The following is a 22,508-nucleotide window of genomic DNA, read 5'->3' as shown; positions in this document are numbered from 1 at the left end:
TAAGACAGTAAGACACAAGAATTAAGACATAGGATTTGGGGGCGGCAATCACTATTCGCTAACTCACTAAATCACTAATTAAATAAACAATGGAAACATTAACATTAGATACAAAACCAACCACCACAGATTTTTTGCCGCTTAACGGTACCGATTATGTTGAATTTTATGTGGGTAACGCCAAACAGGCCGCCCATTATTATAAAACCGCTTTCGGGTTTCAGGATTTGGCTTATTCGGGCCCTGAAACTGGCGTACGCGACCGTGCATCATACGTTTTGCAACAAGGTAAGATCCGTTTGGTATTGACCACCCCGCTGCACTCCGACCATCCTATTGCCGAGCATATTAAAAAGCATGGCGACGGTGTAAAGGTACTTGCCCTTTGGGTTGATGATGCTTACGATGCTTTTGAGCAAACTACAAAGCGTGGTGCCGAGCCATACCAGCAGCCGCAAACCATTACCGACGAGCATGGCGAAGTGCGTACCAGCGGTATAAAACTTTACGGCGAAACGGTTCACCTGTTCATCGAACGTAAAAACTACAGCGGCCCGTTCCTGCCGGGTTATAAAGCCTTGCAAACCACATACCAGCCGCCTGTTGCAGGTTTGCTGTATGTAGACCATTGCGTAGGTAATGTGGGCTGGCATAAAATGGATAAATGGGTTAACTTTTATGAGGATATTATGGGTTTCCGCAACATCCTCACGTTTGATGATAAGATGATCTCGACCGAGTACTCGGCCCTGATGAGCAAGGTAATGAGCAACGGCAACGGTTATGTAAAGTTCCCGATAAATGAGCCTGCCGAGGGTAAAAAGAAAAGCCAGATTGAAGAATACCTGGAGTTTTATGAGGGCGAAGGTGTGCAGCATCTGGCATTGGCCACTGCCGATATTGTTAAAACCGTTACCGACCTGCAAAGCCGCGGCGTTGAGTTTTTAACCGTACCTACAACTTATTACGACGAGCTTACCGACCGCGTAGGTAAAATTGACGAAGACCTGGAGCCGCTAAAAAAACTTGGCATCCTGGTTGACCGCGACGATGAGGGTTACCTGTTACAGATATTCACCAAACCGGTTGAAGACCGCCCCACCCTGTTTTTCGAGATCATACAGCGCAAGGGTGCAAAATCATTCGGTGCGGGTAACTTTAAGGCCTTGTTTGAAGCCATTGAGCGCGAACAGGAACTAAGAGGAAATCTGTAATAAAATTTGAAAAAACTAACAGTAAAGCCGGGCAAATTTGTCCGGCTTTTTTGTGTATCTTTATAAAACATCATATCTCGGTTAAACATTTTAGTATAAATAGTTTTATAACAGATTATGAGAAGCAATTTAGCCAGCACTAAATTCCAACCGTTAGCATTTACCATAAGCCTTTTAATTACGCTGACTATTGGCGTAGTGGCATCTATTTTTACCCGGCCCGAAATTAAAATCTGGTATATTACTTTAAACAAACCATCCTTTACCCCGCCTAATTGGCTTTTCCCCTTAGCATGGACTACGCTTTACATCCTTATAGCCGTTTCGGCATACCTAATCTGGAAACTTAGGGATGGGTCATCAACCTATAAAACGGCTGCTATAATTTACGTTATACAACTGGCGCTTAACTTTTCATGGTCGATAGTGTTTTTTGGCATGCACCAAATTCTGGGCGGGCTTTTTATTATTGTTACCATGCTGGTTGCCATTATCCTTAATATATCATGGTTTAACCGGTTTAGTAAAACTGCAGCTTGGTTACTGGTTCCTTACCTTTTGTGGGTTAGCTATGCTACTTTGTTAAACATTAGTATTTGTGTGCTTAACAAATAAGAAAAACACTATTTTTATTGCACGTTTACGTGCCCAAAATGAAAAGAATATTCTTTACCTGCTTACTGTTTATAGCCGCTACCGCTTTTAGCTTTGCGGATACCATTTCCATCAATCACTTTGTAGTAAAAGAAAATCCTTTTGCTAAAGACGAGATAGCTATTGTAGCGGTAGATACCGCCAAAAACATCCAGGAAAATGTGAACGGTAGTTTCACTTTTAGTGTAAACGGCTTTACCGAACAGTTAACGTTTGATAAAGGCACCGCTTTTTACAGGCATAAGTTGGACAAATCGATGTTTGTGTACGCCCGCCACGAAAATGATAATGGCACGCACTCTATGCTATATTATGTTTACAGGCACGACAGCAAGCTTACCCCGGTTAAAATAAGCTGGATATTGCTTATATCTATCCCGTTAGGGTTGATACTATTGGGGTATCTGTTTAAACGCTTTATTATTATCGCGCTCATCATCTTCTGCATATTCCTGTACTTTAACCATAGTAATGGCCTAAGCATACCAACATTCTTCCAGAGTATTATAGACGGGTTGAAAGGATTATTTGCGAGTTAGAGTCTTCGCCGTTGTTGGTGTTTCAGCAACAACATTAAGCAGGCTGGGTACAGGTATGCAGTCTTTTTCCGGACTAAACCGACGTGCGGCTTGCTGTCCTAAAACGGCAACCCTATACCAAAGTTAAGCTGCATAAAGCTGTAACCATCGCCCAGTACTTTACCGCTTGCATCAATACCTGTTTTGTTATTCCTGAGGTAAGCCTCTTTAAAGCTGCCGTTACCAAATACTTCGCCAAAGTGCTTAATGAACACCCACTGGTCTGATCCGCTTAACTGCGGGTCTTTAAATTTAAAGGCAGCATCCAGTCTAAAGATAAAGAAGCCCAGATCGAACCTTAAACCCGTACCTATACCTATTGCAGTCGATTGCAGTATGTTATTGAACTTAAACTCACCGTTAGGGTTATCAGCCGTTTTATGCAAACGCCAAACATTACCGGCGTCAATAAACATTGCCCCTTTTAGTTTAGCTCCAAAGAAATTATCAACAAGCTTATACCGATACTCGAGGTTGGCCACCATTTTTATCTCACCAAACTGATCGAGGTATTTTAAGCGGGCACGGGTGGTATCGGCCCTGCCATCAGTACCATAACTGGCACGGTTAAACTGCCCGGGGCCAAGGGTACGCGGCAACCATGCACGGATATCATTAGCGCCACCGGTATAAAAATTCTTTTCAAATATTAGCTGGTCGCTATTACCGTAAGGGATACCTATACCGGGGTTAAAGCGAAATATGAGTTGTTTTTCGCCGCCAAGGCTGCGATACCAGCGGTAATCAATCTCAGTTTTTACGTATTGCGAAAAGGCGAAACCAAATAAGGTGCGCTGGCCAAGGGTATCTTTTGGAGCATTAAATGCTTTACTAAGCAGGCTAAGTATGCCGCCGCCAAGGTCTAATCCTCCTCTGAAATAGATGAAGTTTTTGTAGGAGTTTAACTCATTAGCATTGTATTGAAAGGTATATTGGCTACCTAATGTAAAAGTTTTGCGGCCAATTAAGTACACGTACGAATAACGGTTTTGCCTTAACAATTCCTCCCTGGCAACAGGGTCAATACTACCGCTGGAGAACTCGATATTAATAGGTGTTACAGAGTGTTGTTTACGGGCCGTTTCAAAAAAGTCGTACGTAATGGAGTTGATAAAGCTTTTACGCTCCACTAATCCTTTTTGATAAAATAGCTGGTAGTTGGTTGAAAACGTGGTATGCGGCACCCCAAATTTGGCCAGGTTAGGGAATTTAAAGGGTAATAACAACCTTGGGTAGATAAGGCTTACCCCCGCCCTGAAATCCTGGTTCTGGATTCCATCGTTTACTGCCGAGTTACCGTTATCGAACAAAATGCTCCAGTTAAGTTTAACCTGTAAAATAGCGGCCTGCTTAAAAATATTACGGTTGGTAAACGTGTTGCCCAGGTTATAACCAAAGCGCCCCTGGTTAAACAAAAATTCGGCCTCAACGCGGTCTGTCATCCGTTTAAGGGGCACTATATCTATTTTTGTATTCAGGCGGTTGGTACTGTCAGATAATTTCTCATAGGTAGGGTTGGGCACATTTCTGAACACGTTCAACTCAGACAGGCGCGTGGTTGTCAGGGTTTGCTTATCAAGGTCATACAGTTCACCTTTACGCTGAAAAACGTAGTCGGTAGCCGTACGGGGTTTAAACCTGCCAGAAAAATCAACAAATCTGAATTGCGTATCTACTTGTATGGTGTCGGCCTTGCCGTTGGTGCGGCCGTTACTACGGGCAATAGTAATTAAGGTATTATTGATGGTATAAATAGGGTGTTCTTTTTTGCCCTCGGGGTTATCAATGGTCATTACCACATCAACCACGCTTTTGTTATAGCTCGAATCGGGCAGGTAATTGATATACTGGCGGTAAAAATCGAAGTAACCATTACGTTTCATCACCTGGTAAAACTGGTCGCGATCGTAAGCAAGACTATCCGTATCAAAGCGGCTACCTTTATTAAGGTGTGTATATTGCTTTCGTGTACTGCGGTATAATGCCTGCACTTTGGGGTCGGCAATGCTATCCCTAAAATTACGCACTTTAAAAAGCGGGCCTTCAGTAGCTGTAAATACGAGCTGGGCTTTTTTCTTTTTAACCACTATCGAGTCGGCTACTTTAGCTTTCAGAAAACCTTTGTTAACCAGGTATTTTTGGATCTGCAGGCGCGAAAACTCAACCAGGTTACTATCCAATATGGCGGGGGTTTCACCTATTTTACGTTTGCCTTTATTGCTAAACAAGTAATAAAATTGCAGGTTAAGCCAGTTGTTGGGTTGTTGCTCTTTATCAATATAATTGAGGGATTCTTCTGCAAATTCTTTATCAACGCCTTTAATGGTAACTTTGCGCACAATGGCCTGGTTATCTTTTAGCCCGCGTGTAACACTACAGCCGGTGCCAATAATAACCACCAAAATACTTAATATTGCAAGACGTAAATGCCCGGGTATATTATATGCTTTCAAAATCACAGATCAGTTTACTAACGTCCTTACAACATAAAAAGTTTCGCAGGGAACATGGTTTATTTATGGTAGAAGGATACAAATCGATAACTGAATTTATTGATTCTGATTATCAAATCCATACCATATATCACACGCCTGATATCGCCCCAAAATTGCTTAAATTATCCCGAAAAATAAACTTTCAGGAGATTTCTTTAAACGACCTGCAAAAGGTGAGCGCTTTAAAAAATCCGGCCGATGCCATTGCTACGGTTAATATACCGCAATGGGGCGACCTAAACCACATAACACTGAAAAATAAGTTTAGTTTGGTGCTCGATGGCGTGCAGGATCCCGGCAACCTGGGCACTATTATCCGCACGGCCGATTGGTTTGGCGTCACCAATATCATCTGCTCCGAAGATACGGTGGACGCCTATAACCCCAAAGTAGTACAGGCAACCATGGGTTCGTTAGCGCGGGTAAACGTTACTTATACCAACCTGGCGGGTTTAATATCGGCGGCAAAACTACCTGTTTTTGGTACTTTATTAAACGGCAATAACATTTATTCAACAAATTTTGGCACCGAAGGGCTGCTGGTAATGGGCAACGAAGGCAACGGCATACGCCCTGATATTCAGCAATTAGTGACCAAAGCCATCACTATTCCGCGCATTGGTAAGGCCGAATCATTGAACGTGGCGATAGCCACCGCTATATGTTGTTCAGAACTTACTGCAAAAAGCTACAAATAAAATTGATTGCCAATAAATAATTACTATTTTTGCAATCCTTTAAAAATGGTCGGGTGGCCGAGTGGCTAGGCAGAGGTCTGCAAAACCTCCTACAGCGGTTCGAATCCGCTCCCGACCTCAAGGTTAAAAACATTTAAAATAAAAAGTCATGGGCGTTACTCGTTTAAAAAGAAAAGATAGAAGGAACAAAACTACTTCACGTTTAGAAGTTCAGTTTTTGAAATTAGCTACTAACATTGAGTTAGGCAGCCGTTCTGCAGAGAAAAAAGATAGCCAGATAGCAAAAAACAATGCTGTTTTAGCTATTGCTGCTTCAGGCAAATAATCCTTCTTTTTTAAAAAGAAATTTAAAGGCGTACCGATAGGTGTGCCTTTTTTTGTGGGGTTGTTTATTGTAGAGATGCGATACTTCGCGTCTTTAACGAGCTATACTTAATCAATGGTCTTTACCGCCCTAAAGGAGACGCGAAGTATCGCGTCTCTACGAATGAAGGATTTTATTATTTATCCTCCCTATCAACCCCGGCCCTTCGTAAATAAAACCGGTATATAATTGCACCAATGATGCGCCAGCCGCTAATTTCTCCATCGCGTCTTCTGCCGAATGGATGCCCCCCACGCCTATTATAGGGAATGCCCCGCCCGATGCTTTGTGCAAATAAGCAATAACTTCTGTTGATCGCTTGGTTAAGGGTTTGCCACTCAATCCGCCGGCTTCCTCTTTATGGGCTGATGTAAGGCCATCCCGGCTAATGGTTGTGTTTGTGGCGATGATACCCGCTATGCCGGTTTGTTTTACGATGTCGGCAATGTCGTCTAATTGCTCATTGGTAAGATCTGGTGCTATTTTTAACAGGATAGGCCTGCTTATACCATTCTTGCTATTGCGTTGCTGTAAAGTGTTTAAAAGGTTCATCAGCGGCTCTTTTTCCTGCAGCTCGCGCAGGCCGGGGGTATTGGGCGAGCTTACGTTCACCACAAAATAATCAACCACATTAAAAAGCCTGTCGAAACATTTAATGTAATCGCTTACGGCATCCTCATTAGGCGTAACCTTATTCTTGCCGATGTTGCCCCCTACAATTAATGCCTGCTGCCCCGGCTTAAGGCTTTTACGATAAGCAGCAATGCGCTCGGCCGCCACATCAACACCCAAATTATTAAAGCCCATACGGTTTATCAGCGCGGCATCTGCCGGCAGTCGAAACATCCTTGGCTTGGGGTTGCCCGGCTGTGGTAGCGGGGTTACTGTACCTACTTCAACAAAGCCGAAACCCAGGTTACCCATTTCGCTTATCAGTTCGGCATTTTTATCAAAACCGGCGGCAAGGCCAACCGGGTTTTTAAATTTAAGGCCAAAAACTTCACGCTCAAGGCGTTTATCATCTGTGCCCCAAATAGCTTTACTTAATGCTGCCCCGCCGGGGAAACGGTTAAACCGCTTAAGGTTACGGGTTACAAAATAATGTACGTTCTCCGGGTCGAACTGAAACAGCAGGGGTTTAAGCAATTGATACATGGCGCGAATTTACCGTTTTTAACAATTACGCATCAACTTTTAACAATTAAGCATTGGCATAATTTACATTTTGTACTTTAGGCACAGGTAATAATTTGCAACCCGCTATAACCAACACCAGTATGAACAATAATAACTCCCGCCGTAATTTTATAAAAACCACCGCTGTGGGCGCTGCGGCAGCTATCAGCATCCCGCAGATCGTATCGGCTTCGGCTAATAGCTTTGGCAGTAAAAAGGCACAACTGAAAGATAATGATGTGATCCTTTTCCAGGGCGATTCGATCACCGACTGGGGCCGCGATCATAATAAAACCACACCGAATGATAACAGCGCGCTGGGCAATAGCTATGTTTTGCTAACTGCTGCAGAGTTACTTGAAAAATACGCGCCGAAAAACCTGCAGATCTACAACAAGGGGGTGGGCGGCAATAAAGTATATCAACTGGCCGACAGGTGGGATACGGATACCCTTGCCCTAAAGCCAACCGTACTCAGCATCCATATTGGTGTAAACGATTTTTGGCATACCCTTGGCGGCGGTTACACCGGCACTATTGAAACTTATATAACCGATTACAAAAAACTTTTAGACCGCACCAAAGCGGCCCTGCCGGGTGTAAAGATCATTATTGGCGAACCCTTTGCCATGATAGGCACCAAATCTGTCGACGAGAAGTGGTACCCAACTTTCGATCTTTTCCGTAAAGCAGCCCGCGATATTGCAGCAGAGTATGACCTGCCGTTTATTCCCTATCAAACCATATTTAACAACGCGCTAAAATTCGCCCCCGCTACCTATTGGACACTTGATGGCGTGCATCCAAGCCTTGCCGGTGCAAAACTGATGGCACAGGGCTGGATGGAAGTGATTAAGGGTTAGTGCTTAGTTAATTAGCATATTAACGTCACAAACGCTGATCTCTGATCGCTAAACGCTAATCTCACTTTTGAGGCTTGGTCTCAAAAGCGTATCTTTGCGGCCAAATGATAGCTATAAATAACCTTACGTTCGAGATTGGTGCGCGCGCCTTATATGATGAAGCCAACTGGCATATTAAACCCGGCGAAAAAATTGGTTTAATTGGCGCTAACGGTACAGGTAAAACCACGCTGTTAAAAATCATTGTTGGCGATTACAAACCTACATCGGGCACCATATCAATGGCTAAGGACCTTACCATGGGTTACCTTAATCAGGACTTGCTATCTTACTCATCAGATAAAAACATTGTGCATGTTGCCATGGAGGCCTTTGAGCGCCAAAACCAGCTGCACGACGAGATAGAGGTGCTTCTTAAAAAGCTGGAAACAGACTATACTGAAGACCTGCTGCATAAATTAAGCGACAAACAGCACGAGTTTGAACTGCTGGATGGTTACAATATTGAATATAAAGCACACGAAATTTTAGCCGGCCTTGGTTTTAGCGAGGCTGATTGCCAGCGCAAGCTAAGTACTTTTTCGGGAGGATGGCGGATGCGCGTGATGCTTGCCAAGATCCTTTTACAGGCACCTGATATATTGTTACTGGATGAGCCTACTAACCACTTAGACTTACCGTCTATTCAATGGCTGGAGGATTATTTGAAGGCCTTTAACGGCGCTATCATCATTGTATCGCACGATAGGTGGTTCCTTGATAAGGTTATTAACCGTACGGTTGAATCGCGCAAAGGGAAACTGAATGTTTATGCCGGTAACTATACTTTCTACCTGGAAGAAAAAGCCTTAAGGGCCGAAGTTCAGCGTGGTGAGTTCAAGAACCAGCAATCAAAAATAAAGCAAGAGGAACGTTTAATTGAGCGTTTCCGTGCAAAGGCATCAAAAGCAAAAATGGCGCAATCGCGTATCAAAATGCTTGATAAACTGGAGCGTGTTGATGATGTGGATGATGATAACCCTGAGGTTAACTTCAGTTTCCGTTTCAGCAAGCAATCGGGCCGCCACGTATGTACCTTGGAGCATATCACCAAAAAATATCCTGCAATTGATATTTTAGATGATGCCGAAGCGATCATAGAAAAAGGCGATAAAATTGCTCTGATAGGCGCCAACGGTAAAGGTAAATCAACCCTGCTGCGTATTGTAGCCGGTGCTGATAAAGAGTTTGAAGGCACTGCCGTTACCGGCCATAACGTAACGCAAACTTTCTTTGCACAGCACCAGTTAGAGAGCCTGCATTTAGAGCACCAGATATTACAGGAGCTGCAATCATTCGCCCCAAAACATACCGATACTGAGCTGCGCTCTATATTAGGTTCGTTTTTATTTACCGGTGATGATGTGTTCAAGAAGATCAAGGTATTATCAGGTGGTGAAAAATCGCGTGTGGCGCTTGCAAAAGCGTTAACAGCCGATGCCAACTTCCTGGTACTGGATGAGCCTACCAACCACTTGGACATGGCTTCGGTAAACATATTGATCCAGGCATTGCAGCAGTACGAGGGTACGGTTATCGTAGTATCGCACGATAGGTATTTCCTTGATAATGTAGCCAACAAGATCTGGTTTATCGAAAACCAAAAAATCAAACAATACCCGGGTACCTACGCCGAGTATGATGAGTGGAACGCTAAACGCAAGTTAGATCCAAAGGTGGAAGCGCCTGCCCCTCAACCAAAAAAAGAAGAGAAAAAGCCGGAGCCTGCTAAGCAGCCGCAAACTGAAAACAAAACCCAGCAGCTAAAAAAACTTAACCAGGATTTAGCCAAAATGGAAGAGCATATATCGGCTTTAGAAAAAGATGTAAAACAATTGGAAACCCAGTTAGCCGACGATAGCATTTACAACCAGGCCGAAAAGCTACAGCAATTAACCGACGGCTACCAGTTAAAAAAATTGGAGCTGAGAGAAAACCAGGCACGCTGGGAAGCACTCGCCGAACAGATAATGGAACTGGAAGGATAAAAAACTTTAAATAACCAGGGCAGTTGCTAAGCAACTGCCCTTTTTTGTTTACCGCCAATATGAAAATACACGTTATGGGTGCCTCTTGCGCCGGCTCAACCACATTGGGCAGGGCATTGGCGCAGCATCTTAATTACACCTATTTTGATACCGACGAGTACTTCTGGCTGCCATCTGCCGTGCCTTATACTACAAAAAGAGAACCCGCTGATAGAATAGCGATGCTTAAAGCCGATTTACTGGGTAAACCGGATGCTATAGTAGGCGGCTCGCTGGTAAGTTGGGGGGATGAATGGCTTACGATGTTTGACCTGGTTGTATTTTTATACATCCCACACGATATAAGAATGCAGCGGCTGCACAACCGTGAGGTTGAACGGTATGGCGACCAGATATTTACCGATCCATTCAGGGGCGATCAGTATAAAAAATTCACGGATTGGGCCAAAGGTTATGATGATAATACAACAAATGGCAGAAACCTTGCTGTGCATCAGCTTTGGTTAAGCAAAGTAAATTGCCCAGTTCTTAAAATTGAAGGCGATACCTCAGGTGCTGAAAGGATCGATCTGATCATGGATAAACTGCGAAATATTAAATAGTTGCTGCCGCGAGCTTTCAGCTCGTGGTAAAACCAAACCCGTCATCCCGAATTTATTTCGGGATCTCACAGGACGGGTGGCAATTTTTTTAATAATATACATTGCATGAGGGATGCCGAAATTAATTCGGCATGACATGACTTTTTTCTAACAGCTGCCTTTTTTGTTTAATTTTAGCGCATAACCCTGCCATAAATGAAACATATTGCCATATTGTGCTGCTTATTATCCGCCTGTACTTTTACCCACTCACAACCTATCTCATTAAACCAGGGAGGGCCCTCAACAAGTAAATACTACACCGAACTACCTTATGAAATGGTTAACGGTAAAATGTTTGTACAGGTTAGCATTAAAGGCAAACAGCACAAATTCCTTTTTGATACCGGCGCGCCTGTAGCCGTCAGTCCAAAACTATTAGCTGAATTACAGCTAACAGAAATACATAAAGGCGATTTTACAGATGTAACTGGTGCAACAACGTCGGGAAGCGCTGTAAAGCTTGATAGTATAAAACTTGGTGATGTTACATTTACCGGCATCCCGGCTATAACACTCTTCCCCGATTGGTATAACTGTTTTGGTATTGACGGTGTTATTGGCAGCAACATATTGCGCCAATCGGCAGTGAAACTGGTGAGCGACAAGCACCTTATCATTATTACCGACCAGCCCAATAAACTCGTGCTCAACAAAAAGCACAGCGTACCGCTTATTACCAATGCCAATAAAAACCAGCAGAGCGACCCGCAAATAAAAATACTGTTGAACAATAAGGTTAGCTTAACCCTTGGTTTTGATACCGGCGATAACGGCTTTTTAAGGTTTAGCGATGACCTCATGCAACAATTGGCTAAATACAAATCATACGACGTAGCATCAAAAGGTTTTGGCGCAACCACCATTGGCGAAATTGGTTTGCAAGCCAGTGCCGATAAATACCTGTTAAAGATTCCTTTTATTAATATCGGCAGCGCACGCTTTGATAATTTGGTTACCGAAACCAACAAGGGCGGCATCCCCGGTATAGGCACCAAACTACTTGATTATGGCGATGTAACACTCGATTTCATCAACGGTAAATTTTATTTCGATGCTAAAAACGACGCGAATGCGCCTGATAATAAGCAATGGCCTTTTCAGCCAACTTTTGCTGATGGCAAGCTGATAGTTGGGTTGGTATGGCAAAAAGGCATGGGCAAAGTTAAACCCGGTGAACAGATCATGGCTGTTGACGGTAAAGACCTATCGAATTTAACGCTTTGTCAACTGATGGATGGCGGCCCTATACTTGGCGATAAACAAACCGCGGTAGTCACCCTTAAAGCAACCGACGGACAGGAGCGCAAACTAAAGATCGATAAAGAGTAGTAACCTTGTTTTCAAGTACAATTGTTTATTATCTTGCACGGATGAAAAAATCAGCATGCCTTTTTATTGTTTGTTTTTTAGCCGGCATAACTTGCTTTGCCCAAACCCCACCGTTTGATAACAGCGTTTACCGGCACGAGATAAAAAGCGTGGAGTTTTTCAATTCAAAAAAGCAGGCATCCTTCCCGGTAATTGATCTGGGCAGCGGCGAAACGGTAACCCTGGGTTTTGACGACCTGAGCGGCGGTAGCCGTACTTTTAATTACACCATTCAGCATTGCGATGCCACCTGGAAGCCATCAAACCTGTCGCCTGCCGAATACCTGGAAAGCTTTACCGACGACCGCATTAACGATTACTACTACTCATCGGCAACGTTCCAAAAATATACGCATTACGAGGTTAAAATCCCTAACCGCAATATCATCCCCAAAATATCGGGCAACTACATCCTGAAGGTTTATGAAGATAGCGACCCTACAAAACTGATACTAACCCGCAGGCTTTACATAGTTGGCAAACGGGTATCGGTAAGCGCCAATATCATCACATCAAACAACGTAGCAGCAAGGCGCACCAACCAAAAGGTAAACTTCACTATTGATTATACCGGCCTACCTGTTCAAAACCCTAATACCGATATCCGCGCTTTTTTGATGCAAAATGCCCGGCCCGAAACCGGCATCATGAACAATAAGCCAACCTACATCCGCGGTACACAACTGGTTTATAACGATGTAAACATTAACGATTTTGCCGGCCGTAACGAGTTCAGGCATTTTGATACCCGTACGCTCAAGCTAAACTCCGAACGAATATCCAAAATATACAAGGATACTGCCAATACCGTTATGCTGCTTGGCGACCCAAACCGTAACCTGCCCAATTATACTTTGCTGTATGATCTTGATGGTAAATTTTACATCCTGAACCAGGATGGCAGCGACCCGCGTCGTGATGCCGATTACGCGCACATGTATTTTAGCCTGGCATCCAATAAATCTGAAGCAGATGGTACACCCTATATTGTTGGCCAGTTTAATGATTATAAGCTGGACGATAACAGCAAGCTAACTTTTGATAGCCGCGGCCGCTGGTATACCGACCTGCTGCTTAAACAGGGCGTATATGATTACCAGTACATTTGGGTAAGCAATGCCACCAAACAGCCCGATGATATCCTTTTAGAAGGCAATTACTTTGAGACCGAGAACGAATACCAGCTGCTGGTTTACTACCGCCAGGTAGGCTCGCGGTATGAGCAATTGGTGGGTTACAATCTTTTAAGTTCTGCCAAACAATAATTTGTAATAAGCTAACCGTACCATAATCTAACTGATTTAAAACATGAGCAGAACAGCAAAAAAGATCTCAGCAGGCGCTATTATCGCTATCACCTTCTTAGCTTACCAGTTTGGCAAGGATATCATGAAAATTGGTGTTAAAGATGGCAAGGCTACCAAAATGGCCATGGCTAAGAAGTAACAAGCACAAAACCTTTGTATACAGGCTTTTTGAAGTAATACTTTCCGCTTAAAGTTTATCTTTGCAGTATGAAAGGAAAATCGCCCCAGGAATCATTTACGATCATGAACGAACTGGTATTACCCAATGATACCAATACCCTTAATAATTTAATGGGGGGCCGTTTATTGCACTGGATGGATATTGCAGCAGCCATATCGGCACAAAAGCATTGCAACCGCATTGTGGTAACCGCCTCTGTAGATAATGTATCCTTTCAGCATCCTATAAAACTTGGTGATGTAATTACCATCGAAGCCAAAGTATCACGCGCTTTTACTACCTCTGTTGAGGTTAGGCTTGATGTTTACGCACAAAACATACCATCGGGCACCAAGGTAAAAAGCAACGAGGCTTATTATACCTTTGTAGCTTTAGATCAAAACGGCCGCACTATCCCCGTGCCGCCAATGTTACCAGAAACCGACCAGGAAATTGAGCTTTATGAAGGCGCACTACGCCGCCGCCAATTAAGGTTGATACTGGGCGGCAAAATGAAACCCGATGATGCTACCGAACTAAAAGCATTATTTTTTGGCGAACAGAAATAACTTCTCTTAAAACATCTTACAAAGCTAACAGGTTATCCTGATATGGATAAGCGAATAAAACTTCAGCAGGGTGATATTACCAAACTACATGTTGATGCTATTGTAAATGCAGCCAACAGCAGCCTGATGGGCGGCGGCGGTGTTGATGGCGCCATTCACCGTGCTGGCGGAAAACAAATATTGGAAGAGTGCCTTAAAATAATCGACAGGCAGGGCAGCTGTAAAACCGGCCAGGCTGTGATAACCACAGGCGGTAAGCTACCCGCAAAACATGTAATACATACCGTTGGCCCGGTGTGGAACGGTGGCAAAAATAACGAGTCGCAACTGCTCGCTAATTGCTATACCAATTCCTTAAACATTGCGGTGGCAAATAATCTGGAAACCATTGCGTTCCCAAATATCAGTACCGGCGTATACCGCTTTCCGAAAGACCAGGCGGCGCAGATAGCCCTAAAAACTGTGAATGATTTTTTACATACCAATCAGTATGTTAATGAAGTATTCTTTATTTGTTTTGATGACGGGAACTACCAGTATTATGCCGGCTTATTATCATAAGTTGCAGTATATTACCATCATTACCCAAGCTCACACACAAAATTAAATTAATACCTGGAAGCACTTAAAAAAATCGGGAAAGCCTACTGTGCAGCCAGTTCTAAGATCCTGTCAAATTCCTCGGCTTTTAATGCCATTACAGAAAGTCGCCCCTGCCTAACCAGCCCGATATCTTTCAGGCGTTCGTCGGCTTTTATTTGCTCAAGGCTTATTGGTTTTTTCAGGCTTTCTACAGGTTCAAGGTCAACTACTACCCAATTGGGGTCTTCGGTGGTAGGGTCCTGGTAAAATTCTTTTACAACCCGTGCAATACCTACTATTTCTTTACCCTCGTTGCTATGGTACCACATTACCAGGTCGCCGGCTTTCATCAACTTTAGATTATTGCGTGCCTGATAGTTACGAACGCCATCCCAAAAGGTGCGGCCTTCTTTGTTGAATTTCTCCCAGCTATATTTTACAGGCTCTGATTTTACTAACCAATGATTCATATAATGTGTACTTAAATAGTGCCGCAAATTAGGAATTATCAACGAAATACAGACAAGGCAACACGAGTTTAAGCACCCGTTTTCTTATAACGAAAATATCTAATTTATAGCTAATCTTAACATCATATTATATATAATTGTATCATCAACATTTGTACCCGAAAAACAACTTATGCCTTTACATATCAGTAATGATGATGCAAGCTTTATTGTGCTATTTCACAATAACCCCAACCCAATGTGGATTGTTGAAGTGGACACCCTGCAATTTAAAGAAGTAAATGAGGCCGCTATAAAACATTACGGTTACACCCGCGATGAGTTTCTGAACAAGATAAAGCTTTCCAACATCCGCCCGGTACACGAGCAACAGGAGATGCTTAACCTTATTAAACGGATAAAGCACAGCCAAACCATTAAAAAAGAACTTACTCACATCAAAAAAAATGGCAGGTTTATCCATGTAAATATTACTTCGTATAATGTTGTTTTTAATGGCTTCTATTGCCGCATGGTCATCATTCATGATATTACGCAGCAAAAGCAAAAAGACGCTAAGCTTATTGAAGCCCTGGACAGAATAAACGAAACGCTGGAGAGTATTACCGATGGTTTTATAACACTCGATCGCAAACTGCGGGTAACCTATTGGAATAAAGAAGCGGCGCGGATATTATCTATAAATAAACAAACCGTACTGAACAAAAAGCTTTGGGAGCTATACCCCTACTACCGCGAACTAAATGTTTTTAAGCAATTCAAAAAATCGTTAGAATATAAAGCAACCATAAAGTTTGAGGAGCATATTGTTCAGTTAAAAAAATGGGTTTGTTTTACCGTTTACCCGGGTGCAGATGGGCTTGCCGTATATTTCCAGGATATTACAAGCCAAAAGCATGGCGAGGAGCAGATAAACCTGAAAAACGAAAGCCTTGACCAGATAGCTTACATCAACTCGCATATTATACGCAAACCGCTGGCCAATATAATGGGGATCATCAATTCGCTGGAGGGCTTACCTTGCGATAATGAACATATGGTACAGCCCATAAAAATGCTGAAACAAAGCGCTACGGAATTAGATAACCGGATAAAAGAGATCAATACCCGGGTAGAAAAAACCTTGAAATAGTTATAGGCAGCTGTTAATGCAGTATCTTAAACATCAGCTCCTTCATCAAACCACCGTGGTCGGTGTTTGACTCTACCCCCTTGCTTTTAAGGTCGTACTCACGCAGGTAACTTATCACCTGGAAGGTTTTGCCTAAATTGTAACCACGAGCGGCCTGTTCGTAATCCTTCAAAAAATACGGACTAACTCCAAGCTCCCTCGCCAGGTTTTGAGGGGTTTTATCTTTTACGTAATGATAGGCAAGCACCTTACTGAAAAAGTTGTTCAGGTTGCCTAAAACCAGCACTATGGGGTTGGCTTTAGGGTTAGCCTCAAAGTAATTCACTATCTGGTTAACCTTATAGGCATCTTTTTTGGTGATAGCGGCCTGCAGCTCAAAAACATTATATTCTTTACTGATGCCAATGTTATCCTGTATCAGCTGCAGGGTTATCTCTTGCCCGGCACTGATGTTTAGCATCAGCTTATCCAGTTCGTTGGCTATTTTTGACAGATCGTTACCCAGGTACTCAGATAACATTGCGGCAGCCTGCGGGCTTATCTTATATTTTTTATCGGCTACGTACCCTTCTATCCAACCGGGGATCTTGCTATCATACAAAGCCGCCGATTCAAATATCAACCCGTTTTTTTCAATAGCCTTATAAGTTTTTTTGCGCTTATCAAACTTGCCGTATTTATAGCAAAAAACCAGTATGGTACTTTGCAGCGGGTTTTCCAGGTAGCTTAATATGGGGTTGATGCTTTTTTTATCGTCATCATCGCGCCCCCATTTCATATCATGCGCTTCTTTTACCATTACCACCTGGTAATCGCTCATCATAGGGTAACGTTTTGAGGCGTTTATAGCTGTCATCACATCAGTATCCTTACCGTATAATATTGTTTGATTAAACCCCTTCTCGGCGTCAGATAAAAGGTTATGCTCAATGTAATCGCTTACCAGGTCAATATAGTAAGGCTCCTCGCCGTGCAGCAGGTATATGGGTTTATACTTGCGGTTTTTAAGATCTTTTATAATATCAGGAGCAGTAGCCATGGGTTAAGTCAAAAGTAAAAAGTAAAAAGTCAAAAACCTTATTTTGTAGAATATAAAGTAATAAACATGCATTGTTGAAAGAGCATTTTTGAATTTTGACTTTTTAATTTTGAATTTAAGTTACTTTTGAATTTGCATGGACTTATTACTTCCGCTTAATTTACCGCCATACCCTTTTAAATTGACCGAACAAAACGGACAGCTTACTGTATTTGATGAACTGCGAAAAAAAAACATCATTATTACCCCCGAAGAATGGGTACGTCAGCATTTTGTGCAATACCTTATTGGCCATAAGCAATACCCAAAAGCATTAATAAAATTAGAAGGGGGATTGAAGCTGCACGGCATGGCCAAACGTACCGATATAGTGGTGTTCAATTCGGCGGGCCAGCGCATTCTACTGGTAGAATGTAAAGCGCCATCTGTTGCCATTACGCAAGCTACTTTCGATCAGGCGGCTCGTTACAATATGGTTCATAAGGTGCAACTAATGGCGGTAAGCAACGGCTTGCAGCATTATTATTGCAGCATAGATCATGCAACAGCGAGTTATAAATTTATAGAGGAATTACCGGGATACAGGGAGCTTTAGCTGTTAAACAGTAGCTATTAGATTTTGGATCTTTTCCATCAGTTCATCCGGTTTAAACGGCTTCGCAACATAATCATTCATACCGGCATTGGTCACCTGGTCGCGAATATCAAACAAAGCAGATGCCGTTAAAGCAATGATAGGGATATTAGATTTAGCCGGGTCAGTCATTTTCCGTATCTCCATCGAGGCGTCAAACCCATTCATCACCGGCATTTGCAGGTCCATCAAAATAATATCAAAATTACCGTACTGCACAATCTCCACAGCGCGTTCGCCATTTTCGGCTATGGTTGGTACAATCTTCCATTTAGAGAACAGCTTTTTCATCAGCATCACGTTAACCGGATTATCCTCGGCTATTAAAACACGCAGGCTGCTGCCCGGGTCCTCAATTTCGGCTATAACCGGTTGCTGCTCCTCATTATGATTTCGTTGCTGCTGAGGCATTGCTAATCGTTCTTTTGGCTGTGCAATAACTTCGGTAGATACCGGGAACTCCATATTAAAAGAAAACTCCGATCCTTCACCAACGTTACTGCTCACGTACATTTGGATAGATTGCAATTCCAACAGGCGTTTAACAATGGCCAACCCCAAACCTGTACCACCATACTGTCGTGTTGTGGTGATAGATTCCTGAGTAAAAGGCTCAAAAATGGTTTCGAGGTTTTCCTTTTTAATACCTATCCCCGTATCTTTTACAGAAAAGCCCACCGTAATGTTATTATGGCGGTCTTCCAAACAAGTTACCCTTACCCACACACTGCCTTGCGATGTGAATTTTATAGCGTTGCTAACCAGGTTAAATATGATCTGTGTAAGGCGGGTTGGGTCGCCAAATATTACTTTCCTTCTAAGCGTGCTATCAATATCCAGTTTAAACAACAGGCCTTTTTCTTCGGCTTTGATGATTTGCCCGCCGCAAATATTTTGCATCAGGTCAACCAGGTTAAATTTTATCTTTTCGAACACCACCTTACCCGATTCTATCTTATTAAAATCCAGCACATCATTTACAATAGCCAGCAGGTTATTGGCCGAAAACTTCAATATCTCCAGGTTCTCGCTCTGATCCTGCCGAGGGTTGTTCATCAGCAGCAGGTTACTCATCCCGATAACCGCGTTTAATGGCGTACGGATCTCATGTGACATGGTAGACAAGAATTCGGATTGTACCTGCGATGATTTTTCGGCTTTTTCTATAGCCCTTTCAAATTTGATATTTAATGCGGTTTGTTCTTCGCCGTTATCTTTAAGCTGCTTTATGCTCTTTAAAAACGCGCTGTAAAAGTGGCTATGGATAAATATAATGAGTATAAAATTGGCAAATACCGCAATTATGGTAGTTGATTGATCGGCCTTCTCGGGCTTAAACTCAATAAAGTAATTATGGTCATACTGCATCACCATAAATATTAAAACAGGCAGTAAATTTAGCAATGAGTAAAACATGCCCCAGTTTTGCCCAAGCATGTAAAAGCTAAATACTATCACCAATATTATAATTTGTATAGTTATAATATTTACATCCTGTAGTATAGCAAATACGGTAGCCAGGTTAACTATTGTACCAATTATTAGCAGTAAATGCGATATAGTGTGCCAGTGCGGCTTATAGGTAAGATATTTAAACAGCGCCAATACTGCTACTAATACCGTGGTGCAGGTGATGGTCATTACGTGCAGGTCTTGCAGGTAAACGCTTAAAAACAAAGCGCCTAAGCCAATAGTTGCAAGCAATAAACCATAATATAGCAAACGGATGCGTGCCTGGTCAAGAATTGACAGTTCGCGCCTGAGTATTTTGTTAATCGAAAAATTAAAAAAATTCACTTGTTTGCGTGCCGGTATTAAATGTTAGGTAAATTAAATAATAATAAACAGTGGTATAATATACACAATATGTTACTATTTGATAATAAATACCCTAACATTATACAATTAGCCTGCCAACCCGCGCAAGTTATCTTCAACTATCTTTAACCGGGCTTCTGCGTCGGCCTTCTTTTTCAGTTCGTTCTCCACTACCTCGGGCTTGGCATTTGCCATAAAACGTTCGTTCCCTAATTTGGCGTTTACCGATTTTAAGAATCCTATCAAATAATCGCGTTCTTTTTCCAGGCGCTCGCGCTCGGCAACAACATCAATTTCTATATTCAGTGATACAAAAAACTCGTCAGTACCCGCAATAAAGCTGTTTGCGCCGGTTACAGCATCATCAACCTTAGTCAATTCGGTAACATTACCCAGTTGTTTTATAATGGGCTCGTACTGGTTATAATCAATGGCCGAATTTGCTTTTACCGCCAGCGGCAACGCCTCTTTTGGCGACAACTGGTTACTGTTGCGCGTATTACGAATTTGTGTTACCACTTGCTGAACTATCTCGATCTCGGCAACAAGCTGGGTATTTATTTTCCCGATAGCTGGCAATTGTGCAACAATGCAACAATCCAATTCGGTACGCGTACCAAATAATTCGTCGTGCCAAAGCTCCTCAGTAAGGAACGGCATATACGGATGCAGTACTTTTAAAATATCCTCAAAAAATGCAACGGTAGCGTTAAAGGTTTCGGCATCTATCTTTTGCTTTTCAACCCCTTGCTGGTAGGCAGGTTTTACCATCTCCAGGTACCAGGCGCAAAAATCGTCCCATACCAGTTTGTAGGTGGTCATTAACGCTTCAGATAGGCGATATTGGGTAAAATCGCTGTCAATCTCAACCAAAGCCTGGCTAAAGCGGCTTGCAAACCACTCAATAGCTACTGCATTTTTGGGAGTGATGCTCTCGTCAATTTCCCAACCTTTTACCAGTTTAAAGGCGTTCCATATTTTATTGGCGAAACCACTTCCCTGCTCGCAGTATTTTTCATCGAACATCAAATCATTACCCGCAGGCGAGCAAAGCAGCATACCTACGCGTACCCCATCGGCACCGTATTTTGCGATCAGGTCAAGCGGATCGGGTGAGTTACCCAACGATTTCGACATTTTGCGGCCAAGCTTATCCCTAACAATACCGGTAAGGTAAACGTTAGTGAACGGCTTAGTCTCGCGCAGTTCATGCCCTGCCATGATCATCCTGGCCACCCAGAAGAACAGGATCTCGGGCGCGGTAACCAGGTCATTTGTTGGGTAGTAATAGTTTATTTCGGCATTATCCGGGTTACGCACGCCATCAAAAACCGATATTGGCCACAAGCCAGATGAGAACCAGGTATCCAGTACGTCTTCGTCCTGGGTAAGCTGATCTATGGTTAGCGATGCATCAATTTTATGCGCCTCGGCTAATGCTTCTTCTTTTGTTTTGGCTACTACAAAATCGCCGTTTGGCATATAATACGCCGGGATCTGCTGGCCCCACCAAAGCTGGCGGCTGATGTTCCAGTCCCTCACGTTCTCCATCCAGTGGCGGTAGGTGTTGATAAATTTCTCGGGGATGAGTTTTACATCACCATTCAATACATACTCTAAAGCGGGTTTGGCCAGTTCGGGCATTTTGCAAAACCATTGCATAGATAGCTTTGGCTCGATAGCGGCGTTAGTGCGCTCGCTATAGCCTATCTGCGAGGTATAATCCTCTGTTTTTTCGAGTGCGCCGGCTTCTTCTAAAAGCACGGCTATTTTTTTACGCGCTATGAAACGGTCTTCACCCACCAATATCTGAGCCTTCTCGTTCAGCGTGGCATCATCATTTAATATATCGATGATCTGCAGCTTATGTTTCTGGCCAAGCTCATAATCATTCAGATCATGCGCCGGGGTAACTTTTAAGCAACCGGTACCAAAATCCATGGTTACGTACTCGTCCAGTATCACCGGGATCTCGCGGTTTATTAGCGGGATAAATACCTTTTTTCCGTGCAGGTGTGTGTAACGCTCGTCATTAGGGTTGATACAGATAGCTGCATCGGCCATAATAGTTTCAGGGCGGGTGGTTGCGATGGTTAGATAACCATTTTCGCCCGATACCTTATAATTTATATAATAAAGTTTCTGATTTACCTCTTTACGAATAACCTCTTCGTCGCTTACAGCGGTTTTACCCTGCGGGTCCCAGTTTACCATGCGTACCCCACGGTAGATCCAGCCTTTTTTATGCAGATGAACGAAGTAATCTATAACAGATTCGCTCATGTCTTCGTCCATCGTGAATTTGGTACGTTCCCAATCGCATGAGGCGCCCAGTTTCTTCAGCTGCTCCAGGATGATACCGCCATATTTTTCCTTCCATTCCCAGGCGTAGCTTAAAAACTCTTCGCGGCTCAGGTCTTTTTTGTTGATACCGCGCTCTTTAAGCATGGCTACAACCTTTGCTTCGGTGGCTATACTGGCGTGGTCGGTACCCGGTACCCAGCAGGCATTTTTGCCTTTCATACGGGCGCGGCGTATCAGTACATCCTGTATGGTATTGTTTAACATATGGCCCATGTGCAGCACACCTGTTACGTTTGGCGGAGGGATAACGATGGTGTAAGGTTCACGATGGTCAGGTACTGATCTGAAAAAGTTGTGTTTTAACCAGTAACTATACCATTTTTCTTCGGCTGCAGTGGGCGAATAGGTTTTT

The 22,508-nt window shown here is 43.0% G+C and carries 21 protein-coding genes and 1 tRNA gene; 16 read left to right on the top strand and 6 right to left on the bottom strand.

Annotated features, from left to right (window positions below; genetic code table 11):
• The first annotated feature begins 89 nt into the window (after positions 1-89).
• The 3 genes from hppD to WC615_RS13610 all read left to right on the top strand — a co-directional run bounded on the left by hppD (position 90) and on the right by WC615_RS13610 (position 2,407).
• On the top strand, positions 90-1,214 hold the full coding sequence (hppD, locus tag WC615_RS13620; RefSeq protein WP_372978639.1) for a 4-hydroxyphenylpyruvate dioxygenase: 1,125 nt from the start codon (positions 90-92) through the stop codon (positions 1,212-1,214).
• Between the two features lie 117 nt (positions 1,215-1,331).
• Positions 1,332-1,829 (top strand): TspO/MBR family protein, encoded by a 498-nt coding sequence (locus WC615_RS13615; protein ID WP_372978638.1) that lies wholly within the window; start codon positions 1,332-1,334, stop codon positions 1,827-1,829.
• Positions 1,830-1,867: 38 nt separating this feature from the next.
• Positions 1,868-2,407, top strand: coding sequence for a hypothetical protein (locus WC615_RS13610; protein WP_372978637.1), 540 nt, complete (start codon positions 1,868-1,870; stop codon positions 2,405-2,407).
• 98 nt (positions 2,408-2,505) lie between these two features.
• Here the strand turns inward: WC615_RS13610 and WC615_RS13605 are convergent, their stop codons facing one another.
• Positions 2,506-4,899, bottom strand: a complete 2,394-nt coding sequence (locus WC615_RS13605) for a BamA/TamA family outer membrane protein (RefSeq protein ID WP_372978636.1) — start codon at positions 4,897-4,899, stop codon at positions 2,506-2,508.
• Between WC615_RS13605 and WC615_RS13600 the strand changes: the two genes are divergently transcribed.
• The 3 genes from WC615_RS13600 to WC615_RS13590 all read left to right on the top strand — a co-directional run bounded on the left by WC615_RS13600 (position 4,890) and on the right by WC615_RS13590 (position 5,964).
• A complete protein-coding gene (locus WC615_RS13600) occupies positions 4,890-5,639 on the top strand; it encodes a TrmH family RNA methyltransferase (protein WP_372978635.1) in 750 nt (249 codons plus the stop codon). The genes WC615_RS13605 and WC615_RS13600 overlap by 10 nt on opposite strands.
• A gap of 47 nt (positions 5,640-5,686) precedes the next feature.
• Positions 5,687-5,757, top strand: a tRNA-Cys gene (locus WC615_RS13595).
• Positions 5,758-5,787: 30 nt separating this feature from the next.
• Positions 5,788-5,964: a spore protein gene (locus WC615_RS13590; RefSeq protein ID WP_067058092.1), complete on the top strand. Its 177-nt coding sequence runs from the start codon at positions 5,788-5,790 to the stop codon at positions 5,962-5,964.
• Between the two features lie 156 nt (positions 5,965-6,120).
• On the opposite strand, the gene WC615_RS13585 is transcribed toward WC615_RS13590, so the two are convergent.
• Complete coding sequence (locus WC615_RS13585) at positions 6,121-7,158, bottom strand: quinone-dependent dihydroorotate dehydrogenase (protein ID WP_372978634.1); 1,038 nt, start codon at positions 7,156-7,158, stop codon at positions 6,121-6,123.
• A gap of 122 nt (positions 7,159-7,280) precedes the next feature.
• On the opposite strand from WC615_RS13585, the gene WC615_RS13580 reads away from it, so the two are divergent.
• The 8 genes from WC615_RS13580 (at position 7,281) to WC615_RS13545 (ending at position 14,678) form a co-directional block, all read left to right on the top strand.
• Positions 7,281-8,042 (top strand): GDSL-type esterase/lipase family protein, encoded by a 762-nt coding sequence (locus WC615_RS13580; RefSeq protein ID WP_372978633.1) that lies wholly within the window; start codon positions 7,281-7,283, stop codon positions 8,040-8,042.
• 104 nt (positions 8,043-8,146) lie between these two features.
• Complete coding sequence (locus WC615_RS13575) at positions 8,147-10,069, top strand: ABC-F family ATP-binding cassette domain-containing protein (RefSeq protein WP_372978632.1); 1,923 nt, start codon at positions 8,147-8,149, stop codon at positions 10,067-10,069.
• Positions 10,070-10,128: 59 nt separating this feature from the next.
• On the top strand, positions 10,129-10,671 hold the full coding sequence (locus tag WC615_RS13570; protein ID WP_372978631.1) for an adenylate kinase: 543 nt from the start codon (positions 10,129-10,131) through the stop codon (positions 10,669-10,671).
• A 195-nt stretch (positions 10,672-10,866) separates the two neighbouring features.
• Positions 10,867-12,042, top strand: coding sequence for an aspartyl protease family protein (locus tag WC615_RS13565; protein WP_372978630.1), 1,176 nt, complete (start codon positions 10,867-10,869; stop codon positions 12,040-12,042).
• Positions 12,043-12,083: 41 nt separating this feature from the next.
• Positions 12,084-13,346, top strand: coding sequence for a DUF5103 domain-containing protein (locus tag WC615_RS13560; protein WP_372978629.1), 1,263 nt, complete (start codon positions 12,084-12,086; stop codon positions 13,344-13,346).
• Between the two features lie 43 nt (positions 13,347-13,389).
• A complete protein-coding gene (locus WC615_RS13555) occupies positions 13,390-13,527 on the top strand; it encodes a hypothetical protein (RefSeq protein ID WP_372978628.1) in 138 nt (45 codons plus the stop codon).
• A gap of 68 nt (positions 13,528-13,595) precedes the next feature.
• The gene (locus WC615_RS13550; protein WP_067058106.1) at positions 13,596-14,117 is read left to right on the top strand and encodes an acyl-CoA thioesterase; all 522 of its coding nucleotides are present in this window, start codon (positions 13,596-13,598) and stop codon (positions 14,115-14,117) included.
• Between the two features lie 42 nt (positions 14,118-14,159).
• Positions 14,160-14,678, top strand: coding sequence for an O-acetyl-ADP-ribose deacetylase (locus WC615_RS13545; RefSeq protein ID WP_372978627.1), 519 nt, complete (start codon positions 14,160-14,162; stop codon positions 14,676-14,678).
• An 83-nt stretch (positions 14,679-14,761) separates the two neighbouring features.
• On the opposite strand, the gene WC615_RS13540 is transcribed toward WC615_RS13545, so the two are convergent.
• On the bottom strand, positions 14,762-15,169 hold the full coding sequence (locus tag WC615_RS13540) for an EVE domain-containing protein (RefSeq protein WP_372978626.1): 408 nt from the start codon (positions 15,167-15,169) through the stop codon (positions 14,762-14,764).
• Between the two features lie 172 nt (positions 15,170-15,341).
• Here WC615_RS13540 and WC615_RS13535 point away from each other — a divergent pair, with 172 nt between their 5' ends.
• The gene (locus tag WC615_RS13535; protein ID WP_372978625.1) at positions 15,342-16,301 is read left to right on the top strand and encodes a PAS domain-containing protein; all 960 of its coding nucleotides are present in this window, start codon (positions 15,342-15,344) and stop codon (positions 16,299-16,301) included.
• Between the two features lie 13 nt (positions 16,302-16,314).
• Here WC615_RS13535 and holA read toward each other — a convergent pair whose 3' ends face one another.
• Positions 16,315-17,340, bottom strand: coding sequence for a DNA polymerase III subunit delta (gene holA, locus WC615_RS13530; RefSeq protein ID WP_372978624.1), 1,026 nt, complete (start codon positions 17,338-17,340; stop codon positions 16,315-16,317).
• Positions 17,341-17,476: 136 nt separating this feature from the next.
• Between holA and WC615_RS13525 the strand changes: the two genes are divergently transcribed.
• Entirely contained in the window at positions 17,477-17,935 is a 459-nt protein-coding gene (locus WC615_RS13525) for a type I restriction enzyme HsdR N-terminal domain-containing protein (RefSeq protein WP_191177582.1), read from the top strand.
• Between the two features lie 3 nt (positions 17,936-17,938).
• On the opposite strand, the gene WC615_RS13520 is transcribed toward WC615_RS13525, so the two are convergent.
• Positions 17,939-19,771, bottom strand: coding sequence for an ATP-binding protein (locus WC615_RS13520; protein WP_372978623.1), 1,833 nt, complete (start codon positions 19,769-19,771; stop codon positions 17,939-17,941).
• 108 nt (positions 19,772-19,879) lie between these two features.
• Positions 19,880-22,508, bottom strand: a 2,629-nt coding sequence (locus WC615_RS13515; RefSeq protein WP_372978622.1) for a valine--tRNA ligase, incomplete at its 5' end; no start/stop codon positions are given.

Source organism: Mucilaginibacter sp., assembly GCF_041663085.1.
GTDB lineage: Bacteria > Bacteroidota > Bacteroidia > Sphingobacteriales > Sphingobacteriaceae > Mucilaginibacter.
Note: the sequence above shows the minus strand (reverse complement) of the source record. Positions and strands in the feature narration are given on the sequence as shown.

Coding starts and splice junctions, on each gene's coding strand:
- hppD (WP_372978639.1), top strand. CDS start 90: ATGGAAACATTAACATTAGATACAAAACCAACCACCACAGATTTTTTG.
- WC615_RS13615 (WP_372978638.1), top strand. CDS start 1,332: ATGAGAAGCAATTTAGCCAGCACTAAATTCCAACCGTTAGCATTTACC.
- WC615_RS13610 (WP_372978637.1), top strand. CDS start 1,868: ATGAAAAGAATATTCTTTACCTGCTTACTGTTTATAGCCGCTACCGCT.
- WC615_RS13600 (WP_372978635.1), top strand. CDS start 4,890: ATGCTTTCAAAATCACAGATCAGTTTACTAACGTCCTTACAACATAAA.
- WC615_RS13590 (WP_067058092.1), top strand. CDS start 5,788: ATGGGCGTTACTCGTTTAAAAAGAAAAGATAGAAGGAACAAAACTACT.
- WC615_RS13585 (WP_372978634.1), bottom strand. CDS start 7,158: ATGTATCAATTGCTTAAACCCCTGCTGTTTCAGTTCGACCCGGAGAAC.
- WC615_RS13580 (WP_372978633.1), top strand. CDS start 7,281: ATGAACAATAATAACTCCCGCCGTAATTTTATAAAAACCACCGCTGTG.
- WC615_RS13575 (WP_372978632.1), top strand. CDS start 8,147: ATGATAGCTATAAATAACCTTACGTTCGAGATTGGTGCGCGCGCCTTA.
- WC615_RS13570 (WP_372978631.1), top strand. CDS start 10,129: ATGAAAATACACGTTATGGGTGCCTCTTGCGCCGGCTCAACCACATTG.
- WC615_RS13565 (WP_372978630.1), top strand. CDS start 10,867: ATGAAACATATTGCCATATTGTGCTGCTTATTATCCGCCTGTACTTTT.
- WC615_RS13560 (WP_372978629.1), top strand. CDS start 12,084: ATGAAAAAATCAGCATGCCTTTTTATTGTTTGTTTTTTAGCCGGCATA.
- WC615_RS13555 (WP_372978628.1), top strand. CDS start 13,390: ATGAGCAGAACAGCAAAAAAGATCTCAGCAGGCGCTATTATCGCTATC.
- WC615_RS13550 (WP_067058106.1), top strand. CDS start 13,596: ATGAAAGGAAAATCGCCCCAGGAATCATTTACGATCATGAACGAACTG.
- WC615_RS13545 (WP_372978627.1), top strand. CDS start 14,160: ATGGATAAGCGAATAAAACTTCAGCAGGGTGATATTACCAAACTACAT.
- WC615_RS13540 (WP_372978626.1), bottom strand. CDS start 15,169: ATGAATCATTGGTTAGTAAAATCAGAGCCTGTAAAATATAGCTGGGAG.
- WC615_RS13535 (WP_372978625.1), top strand. CDS start 15,342: ATGCCTTTACATATCAGTAATGATGATGCAAGCTTTATTGTGCTATTT.
- holA (WP_372978624.1), bottom strand. CDS start 17,340: ATGGCTACTGCTCCTGATATTATAAAAGATCTTAAAAACCGCAAGTAT.
- WC615_RS13525 (WP_191177582.1), top strand. CDS start 17,477: ATGGACTTATTACTTCCGCTTAATTTACCGCCATACCCTTTTAAATTG.